Below are 26,357 nucleotides of genomic sequence, written 5' to 3'. Positions count from 1 at the left end.
ACAAGGGGACGTCATGACGGACAGGTTTGTCGCCGCCATCGACCAGGGCACCACATCCAGCCGCTGCATCATCTTCAATCAGGACGGTGCGATCGTCGCCGTCGACCAGCGCGAGCACCGCCAGATCTTCCCGAAACCCGGCTGGGTGGAACACGACGCCACCGAGATCTGGTCAAAGGTGCGGGCCGTGGTGGAGGGCGCGCTCGCCACCGCCGGACTGCGGGCGGAACAGCTCAGCGCGCTCGGCATCACCAACCAGCGCGAAACGACCGTGCTCTGGGACCGGGCGACCGGACAGCCCGTGCACAACGCCATCGTCTGGCAGGACACCCGTACGTCCACGCTCTGCCACGAGCTCGGCGGCGCGGACGGCCAGGACCGCTTCCGGGACATCACCGGGCTTCCGCTGGCCAGTTACTTCTCCGGCCCCAAGGCCGCCTGGCTGCTGGACAACGTACCGGGGCTGCGGAGCCGGGCCGAGCGGGGCGAGATCGCCTTCGGCACCATCGACTCCTGGCTGATCTGGAATCTCACCGGCGGTACGGACGGCGGCGTCCATGTCACCGATGTGACCAACGCTTCGCGCACCATGCTGATGAATCTGGAAACCCTGGAGTGGGATCCGTCGATCCTGGCCGCGATGAATGTCCCGGAAGCGGTGCTTCCGGAGATCCGGTCGTCGTCGGAGGTGTACGGGACCGCGGTCGGCGCGCTCGCCGGGGTGCCGGTGGCCTCCGCACTCGGCGATCAGCAGGCCGCGGTCTTCGGGCAGGCCTGCTACGACCCGGGTACCGCCAAGAACACTTACGGCACCGGGAGTTTCCTGCTGCTCAACACCGGCAACAGGCCCGTGCCGTCGAAGAGCGGGCTGATCACCACTCTCGGCTACAAGATCGGCGACCAGGCACCCGTCTACTGCCTGGAGGGCTCGATCGCCATCACCGGGGCGCTGGTCCAGTGGTTCCGCGACCAGCTGGGGATCATCCGGAGCGCCGAGGAGATCGAAACACTGGCGGCGAGCGTCGACGACAACGGCGGCGCGTACATCGTGCCCGCCTTCTCCGGGCTCTTCGCCCCGTACTGGCGCTCGGACGCCCGGGGTGTCATCACCGGACTGACCGGCTATGTCACCAAGGCGCATCTGGCACGCGCCGTTCTGGAGGCGACCAGCTGGCAGACGCGTGAGGTCGTCGACGCGATGTATCAGGACTCAGGAGTGCCCATCACGACGCTGAAGGTGGACGGCGGCATGACGGCCAACCGGCTGCTCATGCAGCACCAGGCGGACGTGCTGGGCGTGCCGGTGATCCGGCCGAAGATCTCCGAGACGACGTGTCTGGGCGCGGCGTACGCGGCGGGGCTGGCGACCGGCGTCTGGTCGGGGCTCGACGAGCTCAAGACGCACTGGCAGCGCGATGTGGAGTGGCAGCCGCGTATGGAGCCGGAGATCCGTGAGCGCGAGTACCACAACTGGCGCAAGGCGGTGGAGCGGAGCCTGGGCTGGCAGGAGGAGGGCGGCGGCGAGCGGTAACCGTCCCTGCCGTACACGATCGCGCATCGGACGGCTTCAGGACGCGCGGCCCGTACCCCGGTCGGCGGGGGTGCGGGCCGCGTTCCGCCGGGCACTCAGGTGGTGGCGGGCTCGCGGAGGCGGTCCGCTCGGGCCAGCGCGTGTTCGACGACCGTGACCAGCACATCGCGCACGGAGGACCGGTCGCGCGCGTCGCACATCAGCACCGGCACCTCGGGGTCGAGGTCCAGCGCAGCCTGCACCGTCCGGGTCGGGAACCGGTCGGCTCCCTCGAAGCAGTTGACGGCGACGGTGAACGGGATCTCGCGCCGTTCGAAGTAGTCGACGGCCGCGAAGCAGTCCTCCAGACGCCGGGTGTCCGCGAGAACGACCGCGCCCAGGGCGCCCTGGGCCAGTTCGTCCCAGAGGAACCAGAACCGGTCCTGTCCCGGTGTGCCGAACAGGTACAGCACCAGATCCTCGCGGAGCGTGATCCGTCCGAAGTCCATGGCCACGGTGGTGGTGGTCTTGGTCTCGACTCCGGCCGTGTCGTCCACGGGGCGGCCTGCCTCGGTGAGCCGCTCCTCCGTACGCAGCGGTCTGATCTCGCTGACCGCTCCCACCAGCGTCGTCTTGCCCACGCCGAAGCCGCCCGCCACCAGGATTTTCAAGGCAACCGGCTCCACGGGCCGCGTGCTGCGGCTAGAGCGCCCGAAGGCCATTGATCACCTCGCGAAGAAGGTTCACATCCGGCAGCTCGGCCGGCGGAACGGGACGGGTTACGTGCACCAGTTCGTCCTCGACGAGGTCGCCGACCAGCACCCGGACCACCCCGACGGGGAGATCCAGACCGGACGCCAGCTCGGCGATCGACTGGGGCATGTCATTGCAGAGTTCAATGATCTCCACGTGTTCCGGGGAGAGCGTCTGATTCCGGCCCGGATCATCGGCCGCGGGTTCCGGGACGACGATCGCAATCAGGTCGAGACGATGGCGGGACGCGCTGCTGGTACGGCCCCGGGTCATCGCGTACGGACGGACGACCGGCCCCGCCTCGGCGTCGTACCAGCGCGACGACTGCGGATCGTCGGAAGCGACCGGGGATCCGGGGGGTGCGCCCCGGGAGGAGTCAGCGCTCATGCCATCCACTCACCCTCCGGCGTGCAGACCGGACGACCGTGGGGCGTTGGCCAGGTGGACCCCCACGCGCTTGACCATCAGCGTCATCTCGTACGCCACCTGGCCCACGTCGGAGTCGGAGTCGGCCAGCACGGCGAGACAGCTGCCGTCGCCGGCGGCCGTGACGAAGATGAACGCCTCGTCGAGTTCGACGACGGTCTGGCGGACGCGACCCGCGTCGAAGTGGCGTCCGACGCCCTTGGCGAGGCTGTGGAACCCCGAGGCGACAGCCGCCAGATGCTCGCTGTCCTCACGGGTCAGGTCCTTGGACGTGCCGGTGGGAAGGCCGTCGCTGGAGAGCACCAGCGCCTTGCGGATGGAGCCGACGCGCTCGACGAGTTCATCGAGGAGCCAGTTGAGTTCGCCGGATCCCTGGCGTGTGGCGTCGGGTGCTGCGGCGTTCGGTGCGGTCATCGACCGTCCCCTCCCGGAGTGGTTCCTTGTGCTGTCTCACCGAGACCGGTCCCGTCCTCGGTGTTCTGCCGGCGGCCGCGCTGCCAGCCGCGCTGCATCGAAGCCATACGGTTGCGTACTTCCTCCGCGTCCCGCTCGACGTCCTCCGCCGGTTCCGTGGGGGCCGGCTCGGAAGCGCGGCCGGCGGAGCCTTCGCGGAGCTGCGGGACGAGGCTGGCCTGCCGGATCCGGCGGGGCAGGCCGTCCACGGTCCCCGGGGACGAGGACGGCCCGGTGGATCGGGAGGAGGGTGCGGCCGATGACGTCGCCGCAGCCGGTGCCGACGCGGAAGCGGCGGACTCGGTGGGCGGCCGGAAGCCGGTGGGCTGCCGGGTGTCGGCGGCGGAGTGCCAGGGGCCGGTGGCAGACTGCCCGGCCCCGGTACGCGAGGGCTCCGGGTCGGTGGTCGTGGGGTGCGCGCGGCCGGTCTCGTCGACCCGGCGGCCGCGGTCGGTGACCAGCGTGGGCGGCTTGCGGCGGGGCAGCGGCACCGGACCGCCCGGGCGCATCGCCCGGACGTCGACCGTGGACTCGGGGACCTGGTCGGCGGCCTGCTGATGCTGGTCGCGGTCGGCATCGCGGCGGAAGCCGTTGTCGGCGTCGCGCCGACGGGCGTGGTCCCCTGCACGACGCAGGTCGCGGGCGCGGAAAATGCCCCCGCGCTCGCTCTCTGTGTCGTCGATGTCGGACACTCCGTCGAGTACCGGGTCGAGTACGACGTCCAGCACAGGGTCGACTACGGGGTCGGTCCCGAAGCCGAGAGCTCCGACCGGGGCTTCGAGCTCGACCGGTCCGTCCAGGGCGGACGAACCCACGAGGCCGGTGGGGACAGGGGCGAGGCCGGTGGACGCCGCGTCGCCCGTACCGTCGGATGTCCAAGGGTCCGCCACGCCGTCCCTGCGGTTCTTGTCGCTGCGCGGTCCCTCATTGCTGGGCCTGCCGCTGCCGATCGCCTTCTCGGCGCGGCGGTCGAGGCGGAATCCGGTGCCGTGCGCCTCCGCGGCGTCGGCGAGCAGGGCCGCCGGGATGAAGACGACGGCGGTGGTTCCTCCGTACGGAGAAATCTGCAAGGAGACGCGGACGTTCTGCCGCTGGGCCAGCCGGCTCACCACGAAGAGGCCGAGGCGGTCGGTGTCGGAGAGTTCGAACTCGGGGGTCTCTGCGAGCCGCAGATTGGCGTCCAGCAGCATTTCGGGAACCATGCCGAGGCCACGGTCGTGGATTTCGAGGGTGAAACCGTTGGCGACGCGGTCGCCGTGCACGTGGACCGCGGTGTGCGGGGGCGAGAACACCGTGGCGTTCTCCAGGAGTTCGGCGATCAGGTGGGTGAGGTCGGCGACTGCGGGGCCTCCGACGCCGATCCGCGGCAGGCGGCGTACCTCGATCCGCTCGTAGTCCTCGACCTCGGCGACCGCTGCCCGCACCACGTCCATCAGCTGGATGGGCTTGCGCCACTGCCGGGACGGCGCCGCACCGGAAAGAATCACGAGGCCTTCGGCGTGCCGCCTCATGCGGGTGGTGAGGTGGTCGAGGCGGAAGAGGTCCGCGAGCTCGTCGGTGTTCTCGGTGCGGCGCTCCATGGCGTCCAGGAGCGTCAACTGGCGGTGCAGGAGAACCTGGTTGCGGCGCGCGAGGTTGACGAAGACTTCGGAGACGCCGCGTCGCATGTCGGCCTGCTTGACCGCGGCTTCGACGGCGGCGCGTTGCAGGGTGTTGAGGGCCTGGCCGACCTGGCCGATCTCGTCCCGCTCGTAACTGAGATGCGGGGCCTCGGTCTCGACGTCGACGTGTTCGCCCGCGGCGAGGCGGCGCATCACGCTCGGCAGTCGTACGCCGGAGACCTCGTGGGCGTCCTTGCGGAGCCGGGAGAGGTCGCGGACGAGTTCGCGGCCGATGCGGACGGATACGAAGACGGAGACGAGCAGAGCGAGGAAGCCGAGGATTCCCGCGACTCCGGCCTTGACCAGGACGCTGTAGCCGACGGGCCTGCCGCGGTCCTGGAAGCGGTTGTTCATCTCGGTCGAGTCGTTTGCCAGCTGGTCCAGGACCGGCAGGGCCACCTCCTGCCAGCGTTCGGCATCGACCGTACGGGGGGCGCGGGTGGGGCCGGCGGCGAGGAGCTTGTTCTCCGCGGTACGCAACGGCTCGCTGTCCGGGCTCGCCCAGTACTGCTCCACACGTCGGCGCTCCGCCGACGGGAGGACCTCGCTGTTGATCTCGTAAAGCAGCTTGCGGTTGGCGACGAGATCGGAGATCTGCCGGAGTTCGGGGGCGTCGAGCCGTCCGGCGATGAGCGCCGAGGCCACCAGAGCGTCTTCCCGGGACAGCATTTCGCGAGCCCGCGAGACGCCGATCAGAGCGCGTACCTGCTTGTCCATCGACGCGTTCTCCGTCGTGTGGAGGCCCGTCAGGAAGCGGTAGCACGGGTCGACGAGGCGGTTGTAGAACTTCAGCGCCTGATTGCGGTCGATGGTGCGCTTCTCGACGGAGTCGCGGAGCGCACCGAGGCCGTCGACGGCGCTGAGCACCGAATTGAGCTGCCCTTCGGCACCGGGACTCAGCGCGTCGCGAATCTCCTTCTGCCGGGCGCTCTCCTTGACGTCCGCCACGACGCGGTCGGTGGCGGCCCGTTGGCGGCGCAGCAGAGGAAGTGCATCGGAGGCACGGGGGTCCGCGAGGAAGACCAGTGTCTGGCGGCGCTCGTTCTGAATGACCCGGACAGTGTCCTCGAGAGGGTGGCCGACCTTCTCCACGATGGTGCTCGCGCCCATCAGGTCACCGGCCTCACGGCCGGTCAGGACGGTGGCGAAGCCCCAGAGTGCGGTGAGGGAGACGAGCGGCACCAGCAGCAACGCCACGATCTTCCTGCGGATGGACTTTCCGCGAAAGCGCATGGCCTCCCCCAGCTCGGCCCCGCACGGCGGGGGTGGGTGTTCCGTCAACAAACGGCGCGAGCCTACTACTGCCGCACAGGCAACTCGAAGACACGTCCGGACTATTTTCGGCCGCACTCCACGCGTCGATCACGAGTTGTCGTGGCATTCCGGGAGATGAAATCCGCGAAAGCGGCAGAAGAGACCCGACCGAGCGCCTCAATCCCTCACCCGGCAGTTGGCTGGAACTCTTCGTTCCGCGAGGGATCGGGGGAATCTTCACTGCCGGTCACTCGTCTGTCCGTAAGGGAGAGGGATTGCGGGGAGCGCGTAGGACAGGATGGTTTTCCGCCCGCCTGCGTAGAAACGGCGCATGCCGGGCAGCAGCAACCCTGAAGGCGGACAGCGGTGGGGAGTTGAGAGTCCTTGGACACGGAAGAGCGTCGAAGTGCGGCGTCGGCGGCGGACGGGGCACGGATCCCGCGGCAGACGTTGTGGGTGGAGGAGCCCGCGGTGCGGCGGCGGATGCCGGATCCGGTCCGTACGGCGGCCGTGCGTGCTGTGCTCGTCATGTCGCTGACGATCATTCAGGCCATGGTGGCTCTGCTGAGCACGTTGACGGGTTCCTGGCTGGCGTTTCCCACGATGCTGAGCAGTGTGGGCAGCACGGTGGTCGCGACCTGGGCGGTCCTGGATGTGTGGGTGACCCGGCAGGTCTGGAATCAGCGCCACGGTGTGGTGTCCGTGCCGAGCAGCTCGGCGCGGCAGCTGCGCCGGGAGCGGCGCGCAGCGCGACGGGCGGCGCGACGGGCGGCGAGGACGGCGGAACGAGAAGCCGCGCGGATACGCCGCCGGGGCGCGAGCAGCCTGTCAGGACCTGGAGCACGCGCCCCGGTGAGAAGTTGAGGTCAGTCGTCGGTCGGGGTGTCGGGAGTCCAGCGGGCCTGGGGGATCTCAGGCGACGCTGACGCATCAGGCGCCGTCGGTGTGCGCTTGAACATGCGGGTGGCGGTGATCTCGCCGTGCACCGTCTCGCCGTTCGGATCCTGCTGCGGCAGACCAGGGCGCAGATGCTCCTCCACGCTGATGTACTTCAGGCCCGCCCGCAGGTCCGCGTCGTTGCGCAACCGAATGACCAGCGGGAATTCGGCGAGCGCCGTCGTGTCGAACAGCCCCGTGGTGTAGAGCAGTTGTACGCCGAGGGCGTCCGACACCGCTCGCTGGAGCTCCAGCAGATACGTGGCGTTGGCCCGGCCGATGGGGTTGTCCAGAAAGAGCGTGCCCGCATGGCGGTGCTGGTGGCGGTCACGGCCCCGGTCGTTGCTGCGAAGTGCGGCCATCGTGCAGTAGAGCGCGATGGCGGCGGTGAGCAGCTGACCGCCGGAGAAGACGTCACCCATCTGACCGACCGGGACGCGTTCGGCGCGGAGCACCGCGTCCGGCTTGAGGATCTCCACGGCGATGCCCTTGGGCTCCAGCGCCGCCTGTACACCGCGCAGCAGAAGGGACATGCCGTCGCGGCGCAGATCGGAGTTCTTCTTGAGCGCGGCACGAGTGGCATCATCGATGACCACGCCGAGCCGCTCGGTGAGCGTCGCCTGGTCGGGCTCCTCGAAGCGGATCCGGAGGAACTCCTGACCGGACCACTCCCCCAGCCCCTCCGGGAGCTGGGAGAGCCGCTGGGCGGAGCGGAGGGTGGTGAGCGCGGACTCCACGAGTCCGCGGAGCCGGTCGACGATGGAGTCGCGGTTGCGCTCCAGCTGGGCCAGCTCATCGGTGAGGACGCGGAGGCGGGGTGCGAAGGCGGCGGCCCACTTCTCGGCGTGCTCGGGCAGGGCGGCGGCCGGGAGTTCGCGGATCTGCTGGCGGGCCGGGGTACGGACCTGTTCGTAGCGGGTGGAGTTGGCGTGCCGTACGAGCACATCGCTCGCCTCGCGCACCGCGCTCTCGGCGGCGGAGAGGTCGGCGGCGCAGCCGCGCAGTGAGCGGCGGGCCTCGGCGGCGGACTGCCGGGCCTCGTCGAGGCTGCCCGGGTACGGCTCGGGGGACTCGGGGTCGTCGTCCGCGCCGTGGTCCCTGAGCAGGTCGCGCAGGAGGGCCGCGGACTCGTCGAAGCCACCGGCCGAGGCGTCTGCGGTGCGATGGGCGTGCAGCAGCTCGCCGTGGGCGGCGCGGGCGGTGTCCAGGGCACCGGTTGCGGTGCCGAGTTCGGCTGTGGCGGTACGCAGCAGGGTCTGGGCCTGCTCGGCGTCGGCGGGAACCTTCTCGTCGGGGAGCTCGGTGTGGTGGTTCTCGCCGTCGGCCGGGGCCAGTCGCTCGGCCTCGCCGCGCAGTCGGCCGAGCTGCTCGCTCGCCGTGGAGGCACGGGTCTCCAGGAGCTGGACCAGGGACTCGGCTCGGGCGGCGGCCGCCTGCCGGGACGGGCCGTCGGCGCCGTCGGTGCCTTCGAGGAGCTGGGCGGCGCGGGTGCGGACCTTGTTGGTGAGCCGGTCCAACTCGGCGAGGGCGGCGCTCTCGTCGCTCTCGGCGCGGGCCTGTTCGGCGCGCAGGTCGGCGCCGACGCCGACCTTCTCGTACAGCTGGGACGCGGCCCGGTAGGCCTCGCGCAGGGCGGGGAGGGCAGGGCGCGGTGCGTCGCCCTCCGGCTCCGGGATGCTCTCGGGGGCGCCGGCGATCTCGGCGCGCTCGGCCCGCAGGGCGCGGGCGGTACGGCGGGCGTCGTCGGCGGCGCGCTGGGCGGCCCTGCGGTCCTCGTCGGCGGCGCGGGCCCGCTCCAGGCAGACGGTGGCGCGGGCTTCGGACTCGGCTGCCTCCTCGACCAGTTCGCGCAGCTTCGCCTGCCAGCCGGCGCGTTCGCGCAGCCGGTGGGCCAGGCCTGCGAGTACGTCGGCGACGCGGCGGGCCCGCTGGGCGGCCTCCTGTCGCTCGTCACGGACGCGAGCGGTGTCGGCGGCGGCTTCGTCGGCCTCGGCCCGTGCCGTACGGGCTTCGGCGAGCACGGCCTGGGCCGTCTCGGCGGCCGTGCGGGCGGAGCGGGCCGCTTCGGCGAGCTCGGCGAGCATGCCGGACGGGCAGTCGGCGCGCCAGGAACCGATGCGGGCGGCGAGGGACCGGTCCCCGGTGAGGCGGGCCGCGAGCGTGCGGATGTCCTCGTCCCGGGCGGCGGTCCGGCTCCTGAGCGCCTGCCGTTCCTCGTCGGCGGCGTGCTCGTCGTGCATGGCCGGGTTCGGCGGGACGAGGAACACGCCGTCCGCGTCGGAGCCGGAACCGGAGGCCGGTACGGGGGCGAGCAGCGCGGCGGCGGTGCCGACGGCCACGGCGGAGCGCGGCAGCAGGGCGGCGCTGCCCAGGACTTCGCGAGCGCGGGCGTGCGAGTCGGCGTCGGTGATGACCACGCCGTCGACCAGCTCGGGACGGGCGGCGAGCACCGCCGCGTGGTCCGCGGGGTCGACGGCCTGGGCGAGATAGCGCCAGCCGGGCAGGGCCGGGATGCCGTGCTCGCCGAGATACTCGACCGTGGCGAGGACGTCGGGTCCGGGCGGCAGCAGTCCGCCGTCGCCGAGCGCGCCGAGGATGCGGGAGTCGTCGGCGGCCGCGGTGCGCAGTTCGAAGAGGCGCCGTTCCGCGGCGGCGATTCCCTGGTCGAGGAGGTCCCGCAGCTCCTCGGCGTTGCGGTCGAGCTCCTCGGCGGTGAGCGGCTGCTCGCTGCTGACGGCGTGGTCAGTGATGAGTGCGTGATCGGTGACGGCCGTCTGCCGTTCGGATCCGGCTGCCGCGGTGCCCGTACCGTCACCGGGTCGGCCGTGTGACGGGAAGTGGGCTCCGGACGCATGGGAGCCGGTGGCGTCCGCAGCCGCGCCCGGTTCGTTTCCGGCGGTGCCCCGGCGGGGTCGTGGTACTCCGGTGCCGGGTGCCGGGGGCAGGCTCAGCAGGTCGGCGAGGCGGTGGTCGGCGGCGATCGACTCGGCGGCCCTCAGCTCGGCCTCGTACGACTGTTCCGCCGCCTGCGCAGCGTCGGCGGCGCGCGCCGCGGCGAGCTCGGCGCGGCTCTCGGTGGCCGCCGCTTCCCTGGCCCGGTCGGCCGCGGCGCCGGCGGCTTCCCTGGCCTTGTTCCAGGCGGCGACGGTGGACTGTTCGGCGTCGCTCGCGGCGAGGGCGGCGCGCGCCGGGTCGGCGTCCGGGGCGGTGTTGTCGAGCCAGCCCGCCCGTACGGCCTCGGCGGTCTCCTGCTCGACCTCGGCGAGGCGCTGGCGCAGATGTCCGGCCTCGCTGCGGGCACGCTGAGCCTCGGTGGCGGCAGTGGTGGCGTCCCGGTGGGCGGTCTCGCCTGCGGCCTGGAGGGTGTCGGAGCGCTCCTCCTCTTCGTTGGCCACCTGCTCGCCGGCCTCCGCGGCGGTGTGCAGGGCGCGTACGAGATCGGCGGCGGCCGTGGCGCGGGCGGCGAGCGCGGGTGCGGCGTCGCGCTCGGCCTCGCGGATGGCGACGGCGACGCGCGCTGACCGGTCGGCGGCGGCGCGGTGGCGGAGGACGGCTTCGGCTGCCTGCCAGGCGGAGTGCAGGGTGCGGGCCTCGACCAGTTCTCGGCGCTGGGCGGCGGCGCCCTTCTCGGCTGCGGCCAGCGCCAGGGACGCATGACGGTAGGCCAGTTCGGCAGCGATGAGGCCGCTGCGGCTACGGGCCTCCTCGGCGGCGCCGACCGTGTGGGCGGCTCCCGTCACCTGCTGGGCGAGGTCTGCGGCGCGGCCTCGCTCCTCGGCGGCCCGGGCGGAGAGCCTGCGGGCCAGGGTGCGGGTGCGGCGCTCGGCGCCCGCGTGGATGTCGCGGGTGCGGGAGCGGGTGTCGGCGGCCTCGACGATCCGGCCGAGCAGATCGACCGAGCCTGCGGTGAAGTCACGCTCCGCGGTGAGTTCGGCCCGGCGGCCCAGTTTGTTGCCGAAGCCGCTGACCAGATCGGCAAGGCCGTCCGTGTCGCGGGTGTCGGTGACGGCGCGGAGCAGCAGGTCGGTGAAGTCGGAGTCCTTCTTGACCGCGAAGAGGCCTGCGGCCTCGCCCTCGTCGGCGTTCATCTCGCGCTGGTAGCGGAAGAGTTCGGGGTCGAGGCCGAGGTCGCCGAGGTGCTCGTTCCACCGGTCGTGGATCTCTTCCCAGTGCACATCGAGGTGCTGGTAGAACTTGCCCGCGTCCGTGAGGGCGTCCCGGAAGCCCTTCATGGTGCGGCGCCGGCCATGGGCGCCGGAGGCGCCTTCGACGGGGCGGCCGACGGCGGTGGCCTCGGCGACCGGCAGCGAGTCGAGGCTGAGCCCGGGCCCGGGGCGGAAGGAGTACCAGGCCTCGGCGAACTTGCGGGGGTCGTTGGAGACCTGCCGTCCGCGCCACTCGCTGACCTTGCCGACGACCACGCACTCGCCGGTGAGGGTGTGCTGCCACTCCAGGGCGACATGGCCGCAGTCGTCGGCGAGCAGGAACTTGCGCAGTACGCCGGAGCTGGCACCGCCCAGGGTGTTGCGGTGGCCGGGCAACATCACCGAGAAGATCAGCTTCAGCAGGACCGACTTGCCGCCGCCGTTCTCCAGGAACAGCACACCGGCCGGTGCGGGGCGGCGCGGCGGGCCGACCGGCTCCTCCTCGAAGAACTCCGCCTGAGCCGGCGCGGGGTGGGGCACGGGCTCGCCCACTCCGCGCAGGTCAAGCACGGTGTCGGCGTAGCGCGCACCGGCAGGCCCGATGGAGTAGAGGCGGACCCGGGACAGCTCGTACATGGCGGCGGACTCTCGTCGTTCGGAAAGCAGGAGTGGGGCGGCGGTGGGGAGGTGCTCAGGCGTGGAAGGGCAGACCGGCGTCGGCCGCCAGCTCCAGGTCGTCGCCGTCGGGCGGCGGCAGCAGCGTCGCCGTTCCGTCGGTGACGGGTACGACGCCGAGCTCCAGCAGTTCGGCCATGGCGGCGGTGCCCGCCATGTCGCGGACCTGCAGCTGGTAGCGGGCCGTGGTGCGGAAGGCACCCCCGGCGTCGTCCCCGGTGCGCTGGAGGAAGCCGGAGTCGGTGAGGAAGGCGACGGCCTTGCCGACGATGCCGGTGGTGGAGCCCGCCAGCCGCCGGGCGTCCTTCGTCGCACCGGTGGCGCTGCGCCGGGCGTAGATCCGCCAGGCCGCTTCCAGCCCGGGGGCGTCGGTCGCCGGGTCGGTGTTGTCGCCGTGCTCCTCGGCGCGCTCCTCCAGGCGGTGGCAGGCCTGGCGTACGAACGCGTCGATGCCGTTGACCGTGATCCGGCCGATGTACGCGTCGTCGGCGAGGTCCTCGGGGCGCGGGAAGGCCATGGCGGCGACGGCGAGGTGGGCCAGTCCGTGCAGGAAGCGGTCGGCGGAGTCGGACGAGGCGCGTCGGGCGTAGTCGCCCATGCGGACGGCGAAGACCGAGTCCTCGCCCGCCGTCACGGCCATGCCCGCCCGGGTGGACACCTCCAGGACGACGAGACCGAGCCCGGTGGCCACGGCGTCGGCGAGCCGGGCGAAGGGGGTCTCTTCCCGGTAGCGGCGGAGCAGCTCGGCGTATTCGGCGTCGCGGGCGGGCAGCAGCTTGGGCTGCAGCCCGAAGGCGACGAGCCGGGCTGCGTCGGCCGCGTCGGCCGGGGTGACGGCGGCGGGCGCCGTGGACTCGTGGGCGGCTTCGCCGTCGGGCGCGTACCCGACGGTGGCGTACCCGGCGGTCGGCTCGCTCCACGCGTCGGTGTGCTCTGCGCGGTGGTCGCTCACGACGGTCGCTCCTCGGTGCGGAAGATCGGTGGTACGGGGTGGACGGCGCGGGCTCTGCCGGCGTCCGTCGGGAACGGTGCGGGCCGGACCGCGCGCAGGGGGGCGCCGACCCCGGCTCGGCGGTGACCGGGTCCGGACACCCGGTGACCGGAGCAGGGGTGGCGGCGACCGGGACCGGATCTACGGTGACCGGGACGGGCCCGGCGCCGCGGCCCGCTCATGACGCCTCCGAGCGGTCCGCGGCCATTCCGGCCGCGTCCAGCACGGCCGTGCCCACGATCAGATCCGCGCCGCCGAACTCCGGGTCGTCGAGCTCGGTCCCGTCGTCCACGGCGAACAGCAGACGCCGCTCGCCCTGGCGGTAGGCCGTGCCGACCGGCGGGGATGCGGCGTGGACCGCAAGCAGGGCGACCAGATAGGGCAGGTCCGGATCGCTCCGCCGGGCCTCGGCGAGGAGCCCGGAGAGCCGGCGCGGTGCGTCGTGCTCCAGATCGAGGAGGTTCATGGCGCTCGCCAACTGCTCCTCGCTGAACCTGCTGTCGTCCGGGGTGGCGATCAGATCGGGCTCGGGCATCTCGGCGCCCAGGTGTTCACGTTCCAGGGGCGGGGTGAGCAGCATGTCGACCAGGTCAGCCACCCGTACGGAGGTGGGCGTGCGCAGCCCCGTGCCGTGGGCGAAGAACGCGTCGGTGACGCGGATGGCCTGTTCGACGGGGAGAGGCAGCAGCGGGGCGACCAGCTGGCCGTACAGGTCGAGGCCGGTCCTGGCCGTGGGGGTGGCGAACGCCTGCCGGTCCTGCTCGGCACGGAACAGCGGTCCTGCCTCCAGCAGGCGGGACTGCAGCTGGGTGTGGCGGCGGATGCAGTCCTTGACTATGTCGACGAGTTCGGCGGCGCGGCGTTTGTGCTCGGGGTCCTCCGCCTCGTCCCTGGCCTTGCGGATGTTGGTGAGGATCGCATTCTCGTGGCGGTAGCGGTCGGCCACGTGGTCCAATGCCTCGGCGATCATGTCGGGCACCGCGTTGAGCCAGTCGACGGCCCTGACGTTGCGCCGGGTCGCCTCCAGCGTCCTGCGGAGCGTCTCCGCGTACTGCACAGTGCGGTAGCGGGCCTGTTCGGCGGCGAGCTGCGCATCGGCGAGGCGGCCCCGGCTGATCAGGACCTCCAGTTTCACCTCGGCGGCGATCTGGGCGCTGGTGACGTCCGTGTCGAGGGCACCGACCAGGACGTTGACCGCTTCGTCGGTGGCCCTCAGATAGACGCTGCCGCCGTAACCGGGAACCTCTTCGATCAGCTTGAAGTCGTAGTCCCTGCGGACATACACCCCGTCGGGGCCGAAAGTGCCGTACACCGCGCGGAAGCCACGGTCCACGCTTCCGACATTGATCAGGTTCTCCAGCACCCAGCGGGCGACGCGCTCGTGCTCCGCGACGGGACGGCGCGGGGCCTGGGCGGCGACGCGCGGGAGCAGCTTGGCCACTATCTGCTCGTGGTCGGCGCCCGTGTCGAAGTCCATGTGCAGCGTGACCTGGTCGATCGCGGCGAGCGCGACCTCCGCCATCGCGTAGACCGTGTACTCACCGGCCAGATTCGCCTTGCGCACGTCGAGGTCGTGCAGCGGCGCCGTGCAGGCGAGCGCACGGAGCCGCCGTGAGAGCCCCTCGTCGGCGGCCGGGCCCGGGGCGGGCCGCGGCCCCGCGCTGAGCTGGGGCGCAGCGTTGTCCGTGTAGGCAGGCGAAGTCACGCTGCACAGATTAGGTCCTCACACCGACAACGGTCGAAACGGCGCAGAAGCTACCGGTTGCCCCACCGTCGGCCGGTACCGCACAACACGGTCGGTCAGTCACGCTGCGGCGGTCGTTCCGGTTCCGGCACCGACGGGTTCCCGCGCTCCCCGGCTCCGTACCCTCCGCCGCCCGGAGTGCGCAGGACCAGCACGTCCCCGCGCGCCAGATCGGCCGTATCGCAGCCCTTCAGCGGGGTGACCGTCCTCGCGCCGTCGGCACGCTCGATGTGCTGGCTGCCCAGCGCGCCCGGCGCGCCGCCCGCCATGCCGTACGGCGGGACGCGGCGATGCCCGGAGAGCAGCGCCACCGTCACGGGTTCGAGGAACCGGAGTCTGCGCTCCACCCCGCAGCCGCCGTGCCACCGGCCCGCTCCCCCGCTGCCGTCGCGTACCCGGAAGCTCTCCAGAAGCACCGGGTAGCGCCATTCGAGGACTTCGGGGTCGGTGAGACGGGAGTTGGTCATATGGGTCTGCACGGCGTCGGTGCCGTCGAAGCCGTCGCCCGCGCCCGAGCCGCTGGCCACCGTCTCGTAGTACTGGACACGGTTGTTGCCGAAGGTCAGGTTGTTCATGGTGCCCGAGCCCTCGGCCTGGACCGAGAGCGCCGCGTACAGCGCGCCCGTGACGGCCTGGGAGGTCTCCACGTTGCCCGCGACGGTGGCCGCCGGGTGGACGGGTGCCAGCATCGAGCCCTCCGGGACCCTGACCTCCAGGGGTTTGAGGCAGCCGCTGTTGAGCGGGATGTCGTCGGCGACCAGGGTCCGGAAGACGTACAGGACTGCGGCCATGACGACGGACTTCGGGGCGTTGAAGTTCCCGGGCTGCTGCGGTGAGGTGCCGGTGAAGTCGACGACGGCGCTGCGGGCGTTACGGTCCACGGTCAGCGCGACCTCGATCACGGCGCCGTTGTCGGTCTCGTAACGGTACGCACCGTCGTTCAGCTCCGCGATGATCCGGCGTACGGACTCCTCGGCATTGTCCTGCACATGGCCCATGTACGCGTCGACGGCCTCGGCGCCGAACTGGTCCACCATGCGCCGCAGTTCGGCGATGCCCTTCTCGTTGGCGGCGATCTGGGCGCGCAGGTCGGCGAGATTGGTGTCGGGATCGCGGGACGGGTATGCGGCGCCGGTGAGCAGCTCGCGGGTCTCGGCCTCACGGAAGTTGCCGTCCCTCACCAGCAGCCAGTTGTCGAACAGCACCCCTTCCTCGTCGATGGTGCGGCTGAAGGCGGGCATGGATCCGGGGGTGATGCCGCCGATCTCGGCGTGGTGGCCGCGCGATGCCACCAGGAACCGCAGCCCGGCGCGACCGTCGCCGGATGTCTCACGTCCGTCGAACACCGGGGTCACGACGGTTACATCGGGCAGATGCGTACCCCCGTGGTACGGGTCGTTGATGGCGTACACGTCGCCGGGGCGCATCGTGGTGCCGTTGCGCCGGAGCACCTCCTTGATGGACTCCCCCATCGAGCCGAGGTGCACCGGAATGTGCGGGGCGTTGGCGATCAGGTTGCCGTCCGCGTCGAACAGGGCGCAGGAGAAGTCGAGCCGCTCCTTGATGTTGACGGAATGCGCGGTGTTCTCCAGGCGTACGCCCATCTGCTCGGCGATCGACATGAAGAGATTGTTGAACACCTCCAGCATGACGGGGTCCACGCGCGTACCGATCGCGGTCCGGCCGGGGCGCGGGCGGACCCGGGTGAGCAGCAGATGGCCGGTGTCGCCGATGGCGGCCTGCCAGCCGGGATCGACGACGGTGGTGGCGTCGGCCTCGGCGATCACGGCGGGACCGGTGACGGTGTCCGACGGGTGCAAAGCCTCGCGCCGGTGGAGCGGGGTGTCCTGCCATCGGCCGTCGGCGAACATCCGTACCGTGGCGTGTGGTTGCGGCGCGTCCTGACGGGCCCTCCGGTCCACCGGGTGCGGTTCGTGCCGGCCGGCCGCGCCGGTCGCCTCGACCGATACCGCCTCGGCGAGCAGCGGTCGGTCCATGGTGAAGCCGTAGCGGGCGCGGTGCTCGGCCATGAACGCCTCCGTCATCGCGGGCGCGGTGTCCAGGTCGACCGGCAGGCTCGCGTCCGTACCCGCGTAGCGCAGGAACACCCGGGCGTGCGTGCTGATCGCATTGTCCGGGAGTCCGTCGGCGCGCAGTTCGGCTCGGGTGCGGGCGGCCAGGTCGTCGTGGAGCTCTCCCAGCCGGGTCCTGGTCCCCTCGTCGTCCAGTTCCGCCTCGACCGACTGTTCGCGTATGGCGGTCGCGTCCGCGAGACCGATGCCGTACGCCGACAGCACCCCGGCCAGCGGCGGTACGAGGACCGTGTCGACGCCGAGCGCGTCGGCGACGGCGCAGGCGTGCTGGCCGCCGGCGCCGCCGAATGAGGTGAGGGCGTAGCGGGTGATGTCGTGGCCGCGCTCCACGGAGATCTTCTTGACCGCGTTCGCCATGTTGAGCACGGCGATCTCCAGGAAACCGGCGGCGACCTCGGCGGCGGTACGCCGCGTTCCGGTGGCCCGGGCCACGTCGTCCGCGAGTTCGCCGAAGCGCTCGCGCACCACATCGACGTCGAGTGGAAGGTCCCCGTCCGGTCCGAAGACGGCGGGGAAGTGTGCGGGCTGGACCCGGCCGAGCATGACATTGGCGTCGGTGACGGTGAGGGGCCCGCCGCGGCGGTAGCTGGCCGGGCCGGGGACGGCGCCCGCGGAGTCGGGCCCCACCCGGTAGCGCCGGCCGTCGAAGTGCAGGACGGAGCCGCCGCCGGCCGCGACGGTGTGGATGTTCATCATGGGGGCGCGCATCCGTACGCCGGCGACCTGGGTGCCGAGCTCGCGCTCGAACTCGCCCGCGTAGTGCGACACATCGGTGGACGTACCGCCCATGTCGAAGCCGATGACCCGGTCGAATCCGGCCTGTTCGGACGTACGGGCCATGCCGACGACTCCGCCTGCCGGACCGGAGAGCACGGCGTCCTTGCCACGGAAGTGCGCGGCCTCACGCAGTCCGCCGTTGGACTGCATGAACATCAGTCGGATGGCGTCCAGTTCACCGGCGACCTCGTCGACGTACCGCCGCAGGATCGGCGAGAGATAGGCGTCGACGACGGTGGTGTCACCGCGCGGTACGAGTTTGATCAGCGGACTCACCTCGTGGGAGCAGCTGACCTGGGTGAAGCCGGCCTCGCGGGCCGCGGCGGCGACCGCGGTCTCGTGGGCGGGGTGCCGGTAGCCGTGCATCAGGACGACCGCCGCGCTGCGGAATCCGTCGGCCCACGCGGCTCTCAACTGCTCGGCCGTCGCTGCCAGGTCGAGGGGTGTGAGGGTCCGGCCGTTCGCGTCGATCCGCTCCGGCACCTCGATCACCCGCTCGTACACGGCCTCCGGCAGGAGGATGCGGCGGTCGAAGAGGCGCGGCCGGTTCTGGTACGCGATGCGCAGGGCGTCGCGGAACCCTTCGGTGATCACCAGGACGGTCGGCTCGCCGCGTCGCTCCAGCAGGGCGTTGGTGGCGACGGTCGTACCCATCTTCACGCTGCCGACCCGGTCGGCGGGGACCGGGTCGGTGGGGCCGAGGCCCAGCAGCAGACGGATCCCGGCCACTGCGGCGTCCCGGTAGCGGTCCGGATCGTGCGAGAGGAGCTTGCGGGTGACCAGCCGCCCTTCGGGATCGCGGCCCACCACGTCGGTGAACGTGCCGCCACGGTCGATCCAGAACTCCCAGCGTCCAGTCACCCCTCCATACTGACGTGCGGCACCGGCAACGGGGCAGACGGCACGGCGGGCGGAGTTCTGAACGGGACCGTGGCGAGCGCGCCCTGCAGTGCCTGGTCGGCCCGCCGGTCCAGCTGCGCGCTCGTGCCGCGCGCCCAGTGCCGTATCTCGGCTCCTGCCAGGCACAGAAGTTGGGGCAGCAGATCGGTGCTCCGGCGGACCAACCATCCGGTGCCCGCCGTGGCCAGCCAGAGCAACGAGTCGGTACGGCTCGGCGGCGGCTGCTCCGGCTCGCGCCCGGGCGGGGTGCCGAGGGCCAGACCACGGGCGGCGAGCAGCCCATGGAAGTCCGCCGCCACCGTGCGATGACCGCGCTCGGCCGGATGGAGCCGGTCGGCGCTCCACAGCGAACGGTCGGAGACCCACTCCCCGTCCGACGCATGCAGATGGACGGCGTCGTAGCGGGCGGACAACGCATGCACCACGGCATTCACCGCACTCTGCCGCCGGGCCAGCGGCCGGCCGAGCGGCGCGGGCAGCCCGAGGACGGTGCCGGGATCGGGCAGACAGGCCGTGAGGAGTACGGCCCCGCCGTCGGTCAGGAGCGCGCAGACCTCGTCCAGCCGCTGGGCGAGGAGCCGGATGTCGAAGGACCGGCGCAGGGTGTCGTTGACGCCGACGACGACGGACGCGAGGTCGGGCCGGAAGGCGACGGCGGCCGGGGCCTGCCGGTCACGGACGTCGCTGGAGAGTGAACCGCTGACGGCGAAGTTACGGAACTCGACGCCCTGCCGGCCGTTCCCGATCCCGTCCGCCAGCAACGCGGCCCAGCCGCGCCGGCCACCGGGCACGGGATCACCGACACCCTCGGTGAACGAGTCCCCGAGCGCGGCGAACCGGATCGGGCGACCGGGGGTCGCGGTCTGCGCAAGTGATTCGGGCGGTACAGGCGGAGCGGCTGTTACGGGGAGGCAAGCGGCTACCGAGAATGAGGCGGGCGCGGGCGACGCCGGCGGTACAGACGGAGCCTCTGTTACGGATACGCGAGCCGACACGGGAGTCGGCGCGGGCCCGGTCGAAACCGGCAGAGCCCCCGTCACGGACACCGGAGCCGACGCAGAGCTCGACGCGGATGCCGTCGCCCCTGGCACCGGCACGGCCGTCGCCCCGGCCATCCGCACCCCCGCCCCCGTCATGCCCGCACCCCCGGTATCCCGCCCCGGTCCGGCACGTCGTGGGCGGCCAGGAATGCCGCCACCGAGCGGTCCCAGCCGAAGAGTTCGGCGCGTTGCCTCGCCGCCGCACGCCGCTCCGCTTCGGGGCGCGCCAGCAACTCCCGTACGGCTGCGGCGAATGCTTCACCCGTGTCCGCCGCGGCCACTCCCGCTTCGCCGATCACCTCCGGCAGCGCGGAGCTCGCGCTCGCCACCACCGGGGTGCCGCAGGCCAGCGCTTCCAGGGCCGAGAGGCCGAACGTCTCGGCGGGGCCGGGCGCCAGGCAGAGGTCGGCCGCGGCCTGCAGATCCGCCACCCGTTCGCGGTCCCGCACATGCCCCAGGAACTCGACCGGCAGCCGTTCCGCCCGCGCCCGGCTCTCCAGCCCCGCGCGCAGCGGCCCGTCACCCGCGACCACCAGCGTCGCACGCACACCCAGGCCGTTGAGGACGGCGAGCGCGTCCAGGGCCCGGCCGGGCCGTTTCTCCACCGAGAGGCGGGAGCACATCAGCAGGAGCACGGAGCAGCCGCGGACGTGCCGGGCACGCAGGACCAGGCTGCGCCTGCCGGGGCGGCAGCGCCGCAGGTCCACGCCGAGCGGGGCGCGGACCACATTGCGTGCGCCGATCCGGACGAACTCGCGCTCCGCCCACTCCGTGGTGCACACGATCCGGGTGTAGGCGTGTGCGCTGAGGGTGTTGAGGCGGTCGGCGGTCCGCGCGGCCGCACCGGCCGGGACGCCCCAGGTGCGCAGCACCCCGTCCGCGGTCTCGTGGGAGACCATCACAGCGGGCACCCGGGCACGGCGGGCCCACTCGCCCGTCCAGCGCAGGGTGGTGCGGTCGGAGACCTCCAGGCGGTCGGGCCGCAGCGTTTCGAGGAGGTGCCGGAGGGTGCGGCGGCCGGCCAGTACGCGATAGCCCCCGCTGCCCGGCAGCGCCGGTCCCGGGAGGGTGATCACCCTGCCCTGCGCGGTGCGTACATCGCTCGCGCTGTCGCCGGGCACGACGAGCACCGGCTCGTGCCCGGCCGCGAGGTAGCCGCGGCCGAGTTCGTCCAGGGCGGTGCGCAGTCCGCCGGAGGACGGGGTGACGAAGTTCGCCAGGCGGACAATGGTCTTTCCCCGCTCGCGCCCGGTCATGCGGCCACCGCCGTCCGGCCGCGCAGCACCTCGTCGTAGTGGTCCAGCAGTTGATCGCCGACGGCTTCCCACGTCCGGCCCTCGACCATGGTCCGCCCGGCCCGCCCGTAGGCCGCCGCACGAGCCGGGTCGGCGGCGAGTGCGCCGACGGCTGCCTGTACCGCGTCGGCGTCGTGCGGCGGGACCAGCAGGCCGGTCCGCCCGTGGTCGACGAGGTCGAGCGGGCCGCCCGCCGCCGGGGCGATGACGGGCACACCGGAGGCCATGGCCTCCTGCACGGTCTGACAGAACGTCTCGTACGGGCCGGTGTGCACGAACATGTCCAGCGAGGCGAACAGCCGGGCGAGGTCCTCCCCGGTCCTGCGGCCGAGGAAGACGGCGCCGGGCAGGGCCGCTCGCAGCGATGCGCTGCTGGGGCCGTCCCCGACGACCACGACCCGCACCCCGGGCAGCCGGCAGGCCCCGGCGAGGAGTTCGACGTGCTTCTCCGGGGCGAGCCGGCCGACGTATCCGATGATCTTCTCGCCGCCGGGCGCGAGGCGGTGGCGCAACGCCTCGTCGCGCAGTTCCGGCCGGAACCGTACGGTGTCGACGCCGCGCGGCCACAGCCGCACCCGCTCCACGCCGTGCTCGGTGAGGTCGCGGACGGCGGCGGACGAGGGAGCGAGGGTCCGGTCGGCGGCGCTGTGCACGGCCCGCATCCGGCGCCAGGCGGTGTTCTCGCCGGCACCGAGGTACGTACGGGCGTATCCGGCCAGGTCGGTCTGGTAGACGGCCACGGCAGGCAGCCCGAGCCGGGCGGCTGCCGCCATGCCGCGTGCGCCGAGCACGAACGGTCCGGCGAGATGGACGAGTTCGGCCCGGTGAGCGGTGAGGGCGGCCATCAGCCGACGACTCGGAAGTGCCACCCGGACCTGGGAGTAGCCGGGCAGGGGCAGGGATGGGACGCGCACCACGGGGCAGGGCGCGGCCGATTCGAAGATGTCGGAGGTGCCGGAGGCACCCTGGTACGGGGTCGAGGAGGCCGGGGGGCGTGCGGGGTCACTGCCGGTGGGCGGCTCCCACGGGGTGCCGGAGGCACCCTGGTACGGGGCCGAGGCAGCCGACGGCCGCGCAGGGTCACTGCCGGTGGGTGGCCTCCACGGAGTGCCGGAGGACCGGGATGTGGCCGTCGCACCGGCCGTGGCCGGGGCTATGACGAGCGGTTCATGGCCCCGCGCGGCGAGGTGCCGGGCGGTCTGCATGGTGCAGTGGGCCACGCCGTTGACATCGGGCGGGAAGGATTCGGTGACGATGACGACACGCATACCCGTGTTGTCGTCGCACCGGACGTGACGGGGCCGACTTGGATCTTTCCACCCGGGGAACGTCCAGTGAGCGTTCGACGTCCGGTGGCAGGGCGCGCCGCGCTCCTCCCGGAGCGCTGCGCCCTTCTGCGCGTGCCGCGGGTCAGACAGCCGGGGTGTCGGGCCCGATCCTGCTGCGTACCGCGGTCTGTACCTCGGCCTCCTCGGCCGGGTCGGCGGCCAGTCGGCGCAGCCGTTCGGCGACCCTGATGTCGCCGGTCTCCGCGTGGAGTGCGGCGACCTCCCGGGTGGTCTCCTCGCAGTCCCACAGGCATTCGACGGCGAAGCCGGTGGCGAAGGACGGGTCGGTGGCCGCGAGTGCGCGCGCCGTCCGGCCGCGCAGCTGTGAGGAGGACGTCTCCCGGTAGACGTGGCGCAGGACGGGTGCGGCGCAGGCGATGCCCAGCCGTCCCGTACCGTCGACGAGGGTCCACAGGCGTTGTGCGTCCGGCCCTTCGCCGCGTACGGCGTCACGCAGAGCGGCGAGAACGAGTGATGCGTCCTGATCGCCGCCCCGGCAGGCGAGCACCCCGGCGGCGGAGGCGCCGAGCGCGTCGGGCCGTCGGGCCCAGATCCGGGCCCGGTCCACCGCCGCGTCGCCGCACATCCGCTCGAAGGCGGCGACGGCCGCGTCGGCGACCGTGCGCGAGGGGCTGACCGCCGCGGCTTCGATCAGGTCGAGCACGGCCGGGTCCCTGGCTTCGGACAGGTAGTGCAGAGCCGCGCAGCGGGCGCCTTCCGGGCCGCTGCGGGCAGCCTCGACGATCGTCGGCCGGTCGTCGGGTCCGGCGACGGCGGTGAGGCAGCGGGCTGCCGGTACGTGAAGAGGGGTGCCGCGGTCCAGTCCCTGCTGTGCCCAGTCGAAGACGGCCTGGACGCTCCAGCCGGGGCGTGGGCCGCCGGGGCGCATCTGTCGCTGCCAGCGGTCGAACGAGCCCTGTTCCGAGGCGGACCTGACCCTGGCTCCGACCGTTTCGCGCGGATCGTCCGCCCACAGCCGCCAGGGCCGGGGCTCGAAGGCGTCCCGTACGGCGGCCGCGAGCTCGGCGGCGCCCTCCTCGGTGTCCGGGAATCGGGCCAGGACGGGCACGGCGAGCGTGCGGAGTCCCGCGTCGTCGTCGCGCAGTGCCAGCTCGTCGAGGGCCCACGCCCAGTTGGCGCCGGTCGCCGCGTACCGCCGCAGCAGGGCCAGGGCGTCGGAGCGACCGTACGAGGCGAGGTGGCCGAGGACCGCGAGGGCCAGGCCGGTCCGCGAGTCGTCGGTGTCGATGTGGTCGTCCGGATCGCTCAGGTGCTGCTCGATCTCCTCGATGCCGCCGTCGAGGTCGAGATACAGACGTGCGTAGTAGAGGGAGCGGTTCTCGACCTGCCAGTCGTGACGCGGATCGCTCAGGACGCAGTGGTTGAGTGCCGCGAGGGCCTCGGCGCGTGGTGCGGCGAGCGCGTGGAGCGTGCCGTCGCCGCGGCCCCTCTGCAGCAGGCCGAGCAGGGTGCCGCTCGGCGCTATGAACGGATCGAACATGGGAAAAGCCTCACATCAAGCTGTCGACGCAACCGGGACTGTGCAGTTCCAAGTGCCGGGTGGGCACTACGCCGCGCAGCAACATGATCGGCCGACCGCCGTCTTCTGCTTGGTGTAGACCATCTTCCTCTACCTCTCGTCGGTGGCCCGAATCGGGCCCGCGACGTCATGATGACCCAGCCATTTCGTCACCGCGACCACATTTACCGCGTACCCCCTCAGCGGGAGCCGAAGAGTTCCAGCAGGTCGGCCTTGCCGAATATGCGCGCGGTGTCCAGCGCGGACGGTGTTCCGGCCGCCGGGTCGGCACCTGCGGCGAGCAGTGCCTCGATCACCGCTTCCTCCCCCTTGAAGACGGCTCCGGCGAGCGGCGTCTGCCCGCGGTCGTTGGCCCGGTCCGGGTCGGCGCCGCGGCCGACAAGAGCAGTGACCGCCTCGGCGTGCCCGTGATAGGCGGCGAGCATCAGCAGCGAATCGCCCCGGTCGTTGGTCAGGTTCGCGGGCACACCGGCGTCCACATACGCGGCGAGCGCCTCGGTCTCCCCGCGGCGCGCCAGGTCGAAGACCTTGGTCGCCAGCTCCACGACCTCGGGATCTGGGACTTCGCTCATCGGACGGACCGCTTTCCATGAACTCGCTGCTGCTGACCGGGTGGGCCGTACGGCACGGGGGCCGTACGGGTGAATCGACAGGGTACTGCTCCACGGCACACATGCCCCGGACCGGCCGTGGCAAAGATCACGCCGAGTGAGGGCAGGGCGGTGCGCCGTGCCGCTTGTTCCGTCCGAGCCGGCCTCTCCTGTCCGCCGTTCCAGTGAAAATTACGTCCTTTCACTCCATTGCACCTTTTATCCTATAGATACTTTTTGTGAGCCTGGAAGGACTCATGGTGACTGTCCCCCCAAACAGGAGAACCACTCATGAACCTTTCCATGTCTGGCGTCGTCATCCTCGGCATCATCGTCTTCCTGTTCTTCAGGAAGGACGGTCTGAAGGGCTCGCACGCACTCGTCACCGCCCTGTTCGGCTTCTATCTGGCAGGCACCGCCATCGCACCGAGCATCACCGCGGGCGGCGCGAGCCTGGCCGGCCTGCTGGGCGGGATCAAGTTCTGACCCTCCGCGACCGCTCCCACCCCACCTCAGGAGACCGACGTGGCCCGGCGACCACTCCCCCGCATTCTGAGCAGCAGCAGCGCTTCGATCACTCGCAGTCGCGAGCTCGCGCGCACGGCCGCCGACAACGCCACCGACGTCCTTCACCCGCTGATCAGGATCGTTCGTGGTCTGCGGCTGCTGGCCGGCGCAGGACGGCGGAAGTGGGCCGCGACACCCAAGGAGCGGCGTGGTCCCACGCTGTTCCTCGTCGCGGCCTGCGTATTCGTGGTGGTGCTCATCCCGTACGGGCCCCTGCTCGCCCTGGCCGCGGTGATGGGCGCCGCTGCATGGAAGGGGCGCGAGCGTACGCCCGTGAAGACCGGCCCCGACAAGACCGAGACCGGGCGGCTGCAGGCCCTGTACGAGGCGCTCGTGCCGTACTTCTCCGTGGCCGACGACCCGAGTCCGCTGTTCGCTCACGGCGGCGACTGGGGGAAGGCGTTCAGCGGTCACGAGTTCGACGGCGACGGACGCGTCACCCGGCTCAAGGTCGCGTACCCCGCGTACTTCACCGACGGCGAGGCCGCCTCCCGCATCCGGATCGAACAGCTGCTGCACGCCAAGTCGGGCCGCGGTCGCGAGTACCACTTCGCCTGGGACGAGGAGGCCAACCAGCTCGTGATGAGCGTCCTCGACGCCCTGCCCACCTCGATCGCCGCCCAGCGCTTCGTCACCACGCCCGGGGAGACGGTGCTGGGTTTCACCGACGACGACGCGGTGCAGCGAAAGGTGCCGGTCACCGACGGCGAGGAGACCCGGGACGCACCCCCTGTCATCTGGCGGACCGGCGCCCGCTCCACGGAACCGCATCTGCTGATCGTCGGACAGCCGGGCAGCGGCACCTCGACGCTGATGCGCTCCATCGCCCTGCAGGCACTCCAGCACGGCGACATCGTCATCATCGAAGGCAGCGGAACCGGCGAGTACGCCTGCCTGACCGGGCGCACCGGGGTGCTGGCCGTCGAGTGCGGACTGGCCGGTGCGCTGGCCACCCTGGAATGGGCGGCCCATGAGACGGAGCGGCGGCTGATCGCCGCCAACCGGGCCCGGCAGGCGGGACACCCCCCGCCAGAGGACACCAAGCGCCCGCTCTGGATCCTGCTGGACCGGCCCAGTGTCCTCGGCCATCTCGCGGCCGTCGACGGCCGGCCCGACCCGCAGGAACTGCTCCAGGTGCCGTTGCGGCACGGCAGGGCGGCCAGTGTCACCGTGGTGACGACCGACCAGTTCGACAGCCTGGACACGCTCAGCGAGACCGTACGGACCCACACCCGGGCCCGGGTCGTCCTCGGCCCCTGCGCACGCGACCAGGTCGAGGCCGTGCTCGGCCTGGAGCCGCACACCACCCCGCCACCGGACGTCCCGCCCGGCCGGGGATACGCGCGGCTCGGCACCGGCCCGGTGCTGCGGCTCCAGGTGCCGGCCACGCCGGACCCGTACGACGACGCGACGAGCGAGGCACACCGGCAGGCCGTGCTCGATCTGCTGCCCGCACCGCAGACGGTGGTCGAGGCGACAGTGCCGGAACCTACAAGTCCGGCCCCGTTGCCCGCGGAGACCGTCCTGACGGCGGAGCACGTCCTGACAGCCGAGCAGCTGATGCTCAGCGAGTAGGCGTACGAAGGGGCGGGCGGAGCCCCAGCACCAGCAGGTACACGCCGAAGTCGAAGAGGACCGGTGTGCCCAGGTGGTACGAGCCGAACACGGGCAGCCGGCCG

At 72.1% G+C, this 26,357-nt stretch carries 17 protein-coding genes; 4 read left to right on the top strand and 13 right to left on the bottom strand.

All coding sequences use genetic code 11. The features are described 5' to 3' along the window. Positions 1–13 precede the first annotated feature (13 nt). Positions 14–1,531, top strand: a complete 1,518-nt coding sequence (gene glpK, locus ACWCP8_RS37465) for a glycerol kinase GlpK (protein WP_352266239.1) — start codon at positions 14–16, stop codon at positions 1,529–1,531. Between the two features lie 95 nt (positions 1,532–1,626). On the opposite strand, the gene ACWCP8_RS37460 is transcribed toward glpK, so the two are convergent. From ACWCP8_RS37460 to ACWCP8_RS37445, 4 genes are read right to left on the bottom strand one after another with little or no spacing between them, the layout of a single operon-like run. Further along, positions 1,627–2,232, bottom strand: coding sequence for a GTP-binding protein (locus ACWCP8_RS37460; protein WP_451120835.1), 606 nt, complete (start codon positions 2,230–2,232; stop codon positions 1,627–1,629). After that, the gene (locus ACWCP8_RS37455) at positions 2,213–2,650 is read right to left on the bottom strand and encodes a DUF742 domain-containing protein (RefSeq protein ID WP_451120833.1); all 438 of its coding nucleotides are present in this window, start codon (positions 2,648–2,650) and stop codon (positions 2,213–2,215) included. Before ACWCP8_RS37455 ends, ACWCP8_RS37460 begins: the two co-directional genes overlap by 20 nt. A 9-nt stretch (positions 2,651–2,659) precedes the next feature. Then, complete coding sequence (locus tag ACWCP8_RS37450) at positions 2,660–3,103, bottom strand: roadblock/LC7 domain-containing protein (protein WP_352266236.1); 444 nt, start codon at positions 3,101–3,103, stop codon at positions 2,660–2,662. Then, a complete protein-coding gene (locus tag ACWCP8_RS37445) occupies positions 3,100–6,036 on the bottom strand; it encodes a sensor histidine kinase (protein ID WP_451120831.1) in 2,937 nt (978 codons plus the stop codon). Before ACWCP8_RS37445 ends, ACWCP8_RS37450 begins: the two co-directional genes overlap by 4 nt. Positions 6,037–6,441: 405 nt before the next feature. Here ACWCP8_RS37445 and ACWCP8_RS37440 point away from each other — a divergent pair, with 405 nt between their 5' ends. Continuing rightward, positions 6,442–6,921: a hypothetical protein gene (locus ACWCP8_RS37440; RefSeq protein ID WP_451120829.1), complete on the top strand. Its 480-nt coding sequence runs from the start codon at positions 6,442–6,444 to the stop codon at positions 6,919–6,921. 2 nt (positions 6,922–6,923) lie between these two features. On the opposite strand, the gene ACWCP8_RS37435 is transcribed toward ACWCP8_RS37440, so the two are convergent. The 9 genes from ACWCP8_RS37435 to ACWCP8_RS37395 all read right to left on the bottom strand — a co-directional run bounded on the left by ACWCP8_RS37435 (position 6,924) and on the right by ACWCP8_RS37395 (position 24,093). Next, on the bottom strand, positions 6,924–11,774 hold the full coding sequence (locus ACWCP8_RS37435; RefSeq protein ID WP_451120827.1) for a hypothetical protein: 4,851 nt from the start codon (positions 11,772–11,774) through the stop codon (positions 6,924–6,926). A 55-nt stretch (positions 11,775–11,829) separates the two neighbouring features. Continuing rightward, on the bottom strand, positions 11,830–12,765 hold the full coding sequence (locus ACWCP8_RS37430; RefSeq protein WP_352266233.1) for a hypothetical protein: 936 nt from the start codon (positions 12,763–12,765) through the stop codon (positions 11,830–11,832). Positions 12,766–12,982: 217 nt separating this feature from the next. Continuing rightward, on the bottom strand, positions 12,983–14,509 hold the full coding sequence (locus ACWCP8_RS37425) for a hypothetical protein (RefSeq protein WP_451120825.1): 1,527 nt from the start codon (positions 14,507–14,509) through the stop codon (positions 12,983–12,985). A 95-nt stretch (positions 14,510–14,604) separates the two neighbouring features. Further along, entirely contained in the window at positions 14,605–18,279 is a 3,675-nt protein-coding gene (locus tag ACWCP8_RS37420; RefSeq protein WP_451120823.1) for a hydantoinase B/oxoprolinase family protein, read from the bottom strand. Then, the gene (locus ACWCP8_RS37415) at positions 18,276–19,109 is read right to left on the bottom strand and encodes an SGNH/GDSL hydrolase family protein (protein WP_451120821.1); all 834 of its coding nucleotides are present in this window, start codon (positions 19,107–19,109) and stop codon (positions 18,276–18,278) included. Before ACWCP8_RS37415 ends, ACWCP8_RS37420 begins: the two co-directional genes overlap by 4 nt. A gap of 341 nt (positions 19,110–19,450) precedes the next feature. Then, positions 19,451–20,614: a glycosyltransferase gene (locus ACWCP8_RS37410; protein ID WP_352266229.1), complete on the bottom strand. Its 1,164-nt coding sequence runs from the start codon at positions 20,612–20,614 to the stop codon at positions 19,451–19,453. Next, positions 20,611–21,921, bottom strand: coding sequence for a glycosyltransferase family 4 protein (locus tag ACWCP8_RS37405; protein ID WP_352266228.1), 1,311 nt, complete (start codon positions 21,919–21,921; stop codon positions 20,611–20,613). Before ACWCP8_RS37405 ends, ACWCP8_RS37410 begins: the two co-directional genes overlap by 4 nt. 142 nt (positions 21,922–22,063) lie before the next feature. Further along, positions 22,064–23,482 (bottom strand): HEAT repeat domain-containing protein, encoded by a 1,419-nt coding sequence (locus ACWCP8_RS37400; RefSeq protein ID WP_352266227.1) that lies wholly within the window; start codon positions 23,480–23,482, stop codon positions 22,064–22,066. Positions 23,483–23,700: 218 nt separating this feature from the next. Then, entirely contained in the window at positions 23,701–24,093 is a 393-nt protein-coding gene (locus ACWCP8_RS37395) for an ankyrin repeat domain-containing protein (protein WP_352266226.1), read from the bottom strand. 309 nt (positions 24,094–24,402) lie between these two features. Between ACWCP8_RS37395 and ACWCP8_RS37390 the strand changes: the two genes are divergently transcribed. Beyond that, on the top strand, positions 24,403–24,597 hold the full coding sequence (locus ACWCP8_RS37390) for a hypothetical protein (RefSeq protein ID WP_328628654.1): 195 nt from the start codon (positions 24,403–24,405) through the stop codon (positions 24,595–24,597). Between the two features lie 39 nt (positions 24,598–24,636). Further along, a complete protein-coding gene (locus tag ACWCP8_RS37385) occupies positions 24,637–26,253 on the top strand; it encodes a hypothetical protein (RefSeq protein WP_451120818.1) in 1,617 nt (538 codons plus the stop codon). Positions 26,254–26,357: the final 104 nt, after the last annotated feature.

The sequence above is a fragment of the Streptomyces sp. NPDC002206 genome (assembly GCF_053593595.1).
The sequence above is the reverse complement of the archived record's forward strand: the minus strand, read 5'-3'. Positions and strand labels throughout refer to the sequence as shown.

What these genes read in the sequence shown, in the direction of transcription:
- ACWCP8_RS37435 (WP_451120827.1), bottom strand. Translation starts at nt 11,774, where the DNA reads ATGTACGAGCTGTCCCGGGTCCGCCTCTACTCCATCGGGCCTGCCGGT.
- glpK (WP_352266239.1), top strand. Translation starts at nt 14, where the DNA reads ATGACGGACAGGTTTGTCGCCGCCATCGACCAGGGCACCACATCCAGC.
- ACWCP8_RS37450 (WP_352266236.1), bottom strand. Translation starts at nt 3,103, where the DNA reads ATGACCGCACCGAACGCCGCAGCACCCGACGCCACACGCCAGGGATCC.
- ACWCP8_RS37400 (WP_352266227.1), bottom strand. Translation starts at nt 23,482, where the DNA reads ATGTTCGATCCGTTCATAGCGCCGAGCGGCACCCTGCTCGGCCTGCTG.
- ACWCP8_RS37395 (WP_352266226.1), bottom strand. Translation starts at nt 24,093, where the DNA reads ATGAGCGAAGTCCCAGATCCCGAGGTCGTGGAGCTGGCGACCAAGGTC.
- ACWCP8_RS37390 (WP_328628654.1), top strand. Translation starts at nt 24,403, where the DNA reads ATGAACCTTTCCATGTCTGGCGTCGTCATCCTCGGCATCATCGTCTTC.
- ACWCP8_RS37410 (WP_352266229.1), bottom strand. Translation starts at nt 20,614, where the DNA reads ATGACCGGGCGCGAGCGGGGAAAGACCATTGTCCGCCTGGCGAACTTC.
- ACWCP8_RS37445 (WP_451120831.1), bottom strand. Translation starts at nt 6,036, where the DNA reads ATGCGCTTTCGCGGAAAGTCCATCCGCAGGAAGATCGTGGCGTTGCTG.
- ACWCP8_RS37460 (WP_451120835.1), bottom strand. Translation starts at nt 2,232, where the DNA reads ATGGCCTTCGGGCGCTCTAGCCGCAGCACGCGGCCCGTGGAGCCGGTT.
- ACWCP8_RS37455 (WP_451120833.1), bottom strand. Translation starts at nt 2,650, where the DNA reads ATGAGCGCTGACTCCTCCCGGGGCGCACCCCCCGGATCCCCGGTCGCT.
- ACWCP8_RS37405 (WP_352266228.1), bottom strand. Translation starts at nt 21,921, where the DNA reads ATGCGTGTCGTCATCGTCACCGAATCCTTCCCGCCCGATGTCAACGGC.